At 73.6% G+C, this 5,580-nt stretch carries 7 protein-coding genes and 1 pseudogene; 5 read left to right on the forward strand and 3 right to left on the reverse strand.

Translation table 11 applies throughout. The annotated features are described in order from the left end of the window. The coding region (locus H5J30_RS15800; protein ID WP_181788073.1) for a GNAT family N-acetyltransferase at positions 1–401 on the forward strand (401 nt) is incomplete at its 5' end. Positions 402–482: 81 nt separating this feature from the next. On the opposite strand, the gene H5J30_RS15805 is transcribed toward H5J30_RS15800, so the two are convergent. Then, positions 483–1,544 carry a MerR family transcriptional regulator gene (locus H5J30_RS15805; protein WP_181788074.1) on the reverse strand — a complete coding sequence of 354 codons (1,062 nt, stop codon included), beginning with the start codon at positions 1,542–1,544 and terminating at the stop codon, positions 483–485. A gap of 126 nt (positions 1,545–1,670) precedes the next feature. On the opposite strand from H5J30_RS15805, the gene H5J30_RS15810 reads away from it, so the two are divergent. Then, positions 1,671–2,042: a VOC family protein gene (locus tag H5J30_RS15810; protein ID WP_181788075.1), complete on the forward strand. Its 372-nt coding sequence runs from the start codon at positions 1,671–1,673 to the stop codon at positions 2,040–2,042. 41 nt (positions 2,043–2,083) lie between these two features. Here H5J30_RS15810 and H5J30_RS15815 read toward each other — a convergent pair whose 3' ends face one another. Continuing rightward, positions 2,084–2,662 carry an O-methyltransferase gene (locus H5J30_RS15815; RefSeq protein ID WP_181788076.1) on the reverse strand — a complete coding sequence of 193 codons (579 nt, stop codon included), beginning with the start codon at positions 2,660–2,662 and terminating at the stop codon, positions 2,084–2,086. A gap of 145 nt (positions 2,663–2,807) precedes the next feature. Here H5J30_RS15815 and H5J30_RS15820 point away from each other — a divergent pair, with 145 nt between their 5' ends. The 3 genes from H5J30_RS15820 (at position 2,808) to H5J30_RS15830 (ending at position 4,355) form a co-directional block, all read left to right on the forward strand. Beyond that, complete coding sequence (locus H5J30_RS15820) at positions 2,808–3,278, forward strand: helix-turn-helix domain-containing protein (protein ID WP_181788077.1); 471 nt, start codon at positions 2,808–2,810, stop codon at positions 3,276–3,278. Continuing rightward, complete coding sequence (locus tag H5J30_RS15825; protein WP_181788078.1) at positions 3,275–3,919, forward strand: hypothetical protein; 645 nt, start codon at positions 3,275–3,277, stop codon at positions 3,917–3,919. The genes H5J30_RS15820 and H5J30_RS15825 overlap by 4 nt, the downstream gene beginning before the upstream one ends. A 103-nt stretch (positions 3,920–4,022) precedes the next feature. After that, the gene (locus H5J30_RS15830; protein ID WP_181788079.1) at positions 4,023–4,355 is read left to right on the forward strand and encodes a DUF2516 family protein; all 333 of its coding nucleotides are present in this window, start codon (positions 4,023–4,025) and stop codon (positions 4,353–4,355) included. A gap of 13 nt (positions 4,356–4,368) precedes the next feature. Here the strand turns inward: H5J30_RS15830 and H5J30_RS15835 are convergent. Beyond that, positions 4,369–5,580 (reverse strand): annotated as a pseudogene (locus H5J30_RS15835) (PP2C family protein-serine/threonine phosphatase); the annotation flags it as partial.

Genomic DNA, 5,580 nt, shown 5'->3' on the forward strand with positions numbered 1-5,580 from the left:
CCGGCGAGGCGGACCGGGACCGGCTCATGGCCTTCTGCCGCGGCTTCGCCGCCGACGTCCGCGAGGACGTCACCATCGACGCCGCGACCTGGCCCACGACCCGCTACGCCGACAAGGACTACACCTTCTGGGAGACCCCCGACGGCACCCCGGTCTCCATGGCCGGCATCAACCCCACGGTCGCCGGCCTCGCCCAGGTCGACCCGGTCTACACCCCGTCCGCCCACCGCGGCCGCGGCTACGCGGCAGGGGTGACGGCGGCGGTGACCCGCGCGGCACTCACCGCGGGCGCCACGGAGGTGGCCCTCTTCACCGACGCGGCCAACGCCACCAGCAACGCGCTCTACCAGCGCCTCGGCTACGACGTGTACGCGGACTGGACGACGTACACGTTCGCCTAGCCGCGCGCGCGAGCCGGTACTCCTCGGCCTCGCGCCGGAGCCCGTACATGCGCGTCCGGTACCACTCGGCGTGCACCGCCCCTACTGCCGCTCCAGCTCCACGACATCGGCGACCACGCAACTGACGTTGTCGGGGCCGCCGGAGCCGTTGGCGAGGGCGACGAGCGCGCGGACCGTCGGCTCCGGCCCACCGCTCTCCGCGAGCACCCGGCGGATCTCCCCGGCGGGCACGACGGCCGACAGCCCGTCGGAGCAGAGCAGGTAGCGGTCCGCCGGCCGGGCGTCGTGCAGGCGCATGTCCGCGGTGCCGTCGGCGCCCGCGCCCAGGGCGCGTATCAGCAGGGACCGCTCCGGGTGCGAGGCGGCTTCCTCCGCGGAGAGGCGCCCTTCGTCGACCATCGACTGCACCATGGTGTGGTCGTGCGTGATCAGGAACAGCTCGCCGTCGCGCAGGACGTACGCGCGGGAGTCGCCGATGTGGACAAGGGCGAGCTGCGAGCCGGTCCAGAGCATCGCGGTGAGCGTCGTCCCGGCGTCCCCGGGCGCGGCGGACGTGACGCCGTCCACGGCGCGCCCGGCCCTCTCGACGGCGTCCTCCAGCACGTTGAGGAGACCGCCCGCCGGGATGCCGTCGGCCTCCAGGCGCCGGAGCGCGCCGACGGCAGCGGCACTCGCGGGCGCGCCCCGCTCCCCGTACCCGTCGGCGACGGCGAGCAGCCGCTCCCCGGCGTAGGCGGTGTCCTGATTGCGCTCGCGTACGAGACCGGCGTCGGACAGGGCGGCGTAACGGATTCCCAGGGGCATGGCAGGTTCCTTCCACGACAGGTGACCGACGAGGAAGGCGGCCAGCTCCCGCCGCGCGGCGGTGTCGGCCTCGACCTCGGCCCAGAACGCCCGGACCTCCGCCGCGGCCGCCGCGCCGTCCAGCGCGCACACGCGCCGGATACGGGCCAGGGGCATCCCGAGCCGCCGCAGCCAGGCGACCAGCCGGGCCTGCTCCAACTGCTCCGGCGCATAGAGGCGGTAGCCGCTCACCGGGTCGACACGGGCGGGCGTCAGCAGCCCCAGCTCGTCGTAGAGCCGCAGCGCCTTGGGCGACAGCCGCGCCGCCTTCGCGAACGCCCCGATGGTCAGCAGCCCCATGCCGTCCCTCCTCGCACCGGGCGCTCGCCCGGCCCGACCGATGCTCGGGCTTCCCCAAGGGTGAAGGTCAACCGCGGCGTCTAGGCTCGTCGACCGAAGCCCCCTGACCGAGTGCCCGGAGGTGCCATGCCCCCGCAGCTGAAGCTGAGCGCGATCACCCTGGACTGCCCCGACCCGCCGGCTCTGGCGGCCTTCTACCAGCGGGCCACCGGCCTCCCGCGCCACCCGGACTCGGACGCCGACTTCGCGGCCCTCACCTTCGCGGACGGGCTCTCCCTCGGCTTTCAGCGGGTCGACGGCCACCGGGCTCCGACCTGGCCCACCCAGATCGTCCCCCAGCAGCTCCACCTCTGCTTCGCGGTCGAGGAGGAACTGGACGACGCCGAGGCCCGGCTCCTGGAGCTGGGCGCCGGCAAGCCGGACGGCCAGCCCCGTGAGGAGAGATGGCGGGTCCTCACCGATCCGGCCGGACATCCCTTCTGCATCATCAGGAAATGACCGGAAGGACGTACGGGGTGATCGCGGCCGGCTCCCGGCCGTCAGGCCGTGCGTACCGCCATCAGCAGTCCGCTCGCCCACGCCAGGCGGACGCAGCGGAAGTCCTCGCGTCCGTCCAGCCCGGCCAGAAGGCCGTCGACGGACGCCTCGTGGCTCTCCGGCCAGCCGGGCTGGGGGACGAGGTCGTCGATCAGGTAGGTCCCGCCGGGAGCCACGAGGTCCAGGGACCGGTCGAGGTGGGTGAACTTGCCCGGCCACGTGTCCGCGAACACGAGGTCGAAGGGCGCGCCGTCGAAGTCCTCCAGCCAGCTGCCGCCGTCCCCGCAGACGAAGGTCACCCGCGGGTCGGCGCCGAGCTGCTCCCGGGCGATGGCCTGGACGGCGGGGTCGAGTTCGACGGTGGTCAGCCGGGAGGCGCGGTCCATGCCGCTGAGGAGCCAGGCGGCGCCTTCCCCGACTCCGGTGCCGAGTTCGAGGACCCGGCCCCCGGGCCGGGTGGCGGCGAGTGCCGCCAGGAGGCTGCCCGTGCGGTCCTCGCTGGACATGGTGAAGCCCGCTTCGCGCGCCCGGGAGCGCAGCGCGGGCAGGGCGGTCGGGAGACGGTTCGGCGTGTCGTCCATCCGTAGATGATGCGAGGGCCCTGTTCTTTCATCAAGATCGTGCCGACAGCCGGGGTAACTCGCGATAGTGTCGCGATATGTGGTGTGTGACACACTTGCAAGCAGGTGCTTGCAATAGTTAGCACGGCTGCGGCAGCATCGGGGCATGGGTTCGATACACGTCGGCAACCTCGGGGAGTTCCTGCGGGAGCAGCGGCGCAGTGCGCGGCTCAGTCTGCGGCAGCTCGCCGATGCCGCCGGGGTGTCGAATCCGTACCTCAGTCAGATCGAGCGCGGGCTGCGCAAGCCCAGCGCCGAGATCCTGCAGCAGCTCGCGAAGGCGCTGCGGATCTCCGCCGAGACGCTGTACGTGCAGGCGGGGATCCTCGACGAGCGCCGGGGTGACGGGGCCGACGGGATGGCGGTGCACACCGCAATACTCACCGATCCCGCGATCAGTGAACGGCAGAAGCAGGTGCTGCTGCAGATCTACGACTCCTTCCGCAAGGAGAACGCGCGCGACGACGCGGGCGCGGACGCGGAGGAGGGACCGACGAACGGGGATGCCCCGCGGCCGGGTGGCGGGCGGGGCGAGGGCGATGCGAAGCGCGCCAGCGACCAGAGGAGAACGCCATGACCATGACGGACGACGTACGCAAGACGCTCAAGGACCCGACGCCCCTGTACGCGGTCGCCGGCACCGCCGACCTGGCGCTGGAGAAGCTGCGTGAGGTGCCGGCGCTGGTGGAGCGGCTGCGGGCCGAGGCGCCCGAGCGGCTGTCCGCGGTGCGGGAGACCGACCCGCGTGAGGTGCAGGAGCGGATGTCGAAGCAGGCCAAGGAGGCGCAGGCGAAGGTCGCCGAGCGGTTGGGCGACCTGGACACCGACATCAAGAAGCTGCGCGAGACGGCCCAGGACCTCGCCCTGCAGGGCGTGGGGCGCGCCGCCGAGTACGCGGTGAAGGCCCGCGAGACCTACGACGAGCTGGCCGAGCGCGGTCGCGGGGCGGTCGCGGAGTGGCGCGGCGACACCGCCGACGCCGTCCAGGTGACCACCGAGATCATCCGGCCCGGCGAGGAGAAGACCGCCGCCGACGAGGGCGCGGCCGACGAGGCCGCCCGTCCTGCCGGGGGCAAGGCCGTCGACGACGAGCCCGCCGCTGCCGGGCCGGCCGCCGCGAAGAAGGCCCCGCCCCGCAAGCGCGCCCCCCGGACCAGCGCAAACGGCACCGCGAAGAAGTCCGCCGCCAAGAAGAACACCCCCAAGGCGGACTCCTGAGCTCCGCGCCCCGGGCACCCCTCGCGTGCCCGGGGCGTTATCCGGGTACGGTGTCTGCGCCGGACCCCTGAACACTGAGTCGGACTAATAGGCGGTGGACCGCGTGCTCATCTCTGGCTTCAACTCGTTGCTGGCCCTGCTCAGCCTGGCCCTGACGGTGTTCGCGGCCGTGGCACTGTTCTTCGCGGCGACGGCCCGTGAGGACGCTTACCGCGCCGCCGACAAGAACACCAAGCAGTTCTGGCTGATCATCCTCGGCGTCGGCTTCGCCGTGATGATCATCTTCCCGATCATGTCGTTCCTGCCGATCATCGCGCTGATCGCGACCATCGTCTTCATGGTGGACGTCCGGCCCGCGCTCAGGCAGGTCGGCGGCGGCCGGCGCAGCGGGGGGAGCAGCTCCGACGGGCCCTACGGTCCGTTCAACGGGCGCTGACCCGCCCCCGCGATCACGACCTCCGGTCCCCGGGTCCGCAAGGGCCCGGGGGCCGATCCAGTAGCAGCACCGCCACGTCGTCGGTCAGATCGCCACCGTTGAGCGCCCGCGCCTCGGTGACCGCGCCGTGCAGCAGGTCGTCGCCGGCGAGCCCCTGGTCCAGCAGCCTGCCCACCAGCGTGAGCATGCCGTCCTGGCCGAGCCGGCCGCGGCCCGGGCCCGTGCGGCCCTCGATGAGGCCGTCGGTGTAGAGCATCAGGCTCCAAGCGCCGCCCAGCTCCACCTGCTGGCGCGGCCAGCGGGCGCGCGGCAGCAGGCCGAGCGCCGGCCTCTACCTGGCGGGCGGGCGTCGGGGGAGACGTCGACGGTGCACATCGTGGCGAATATCTCGTCGTCGGCGCGCTCGTTCTCCAGCACCTGCTGCAGCGTGGCCAGCAGCTCGTCGCCGACCAGGCCCGCGAACGTCAGCGCCCGCCAGGCGATGCGCAGCTCCACGCCGAGTGCGGCCTCGTCCGGGCCGTGGCCGCAGACGTCGCCGATCATCGCGTGCACCGCGCCGTCCGGGGTACGCACCGCGTCGTAGAAGTCACCGCCGAGCAGCGCCCTGGTGGGGGTGGCGCCGGCGGCGGGCGGCGGCAGGCCGGGGCGGTAGCAGGCGGAGAAGCCGAGGCCGGAGCCGGCGAGCAGCGGCGTGGGCAGCAGCCCCCGCTCCAGCCGGGCGTTCTCCTGCGCCCGCAGCCGCGAGGCCGTCAGCCTGCTCTGCGTCAGGTCGGCCCGCTTGCGCTCGACCGCGTACCGGATGGCGCGGCCGAGCACCCGGCCGTCCAGCTCGCCGCGGAAGAGGTAGTCCTGCGCGCCGACGCGGACCGCCTCGGCGGCCAGCTCGACGTCGTCCTCGTCGGTGAGCGCCAGCACCGCGTGCAGCGGTGCCATGGCCAGCACCTCGCGCAGCGCCTCCAGCTCGTCGCCCTCCTCCGCGGGACCGGCGTCCTCCGCGGCGGCCGCCTCGCCCGCCACGCCGAGGTCCAGCAGGATGCAGTGCACGTCCGGGCCGAGCAGCCGCTCGGCCTCGGTGAGGTTGCGCGCCGTACGCACCCGGATCCGCTCCCCGTGGCGGCCGGCGCCCGCCTGCTCCAGCATCCGCGCGATGCCGGGCCCGCTGCCGGGCTCCGCCTCTATCAGCAGGAGCGTCAGCGACTCCGGGACCGCCCGCTCGCGCGCATGC

The sequence above is a fragment of the Streptomyces phytophilus genome (assembly GCF_013870535.1).
In the GTDB taxonomy this organism is placed as follows: domain Bacteria; phylum Actinomycetota; class Actinomycetes; order Streptomycetales; family Streptomycetaceae; genus Streptomyces; species Streptomyces phytophilus.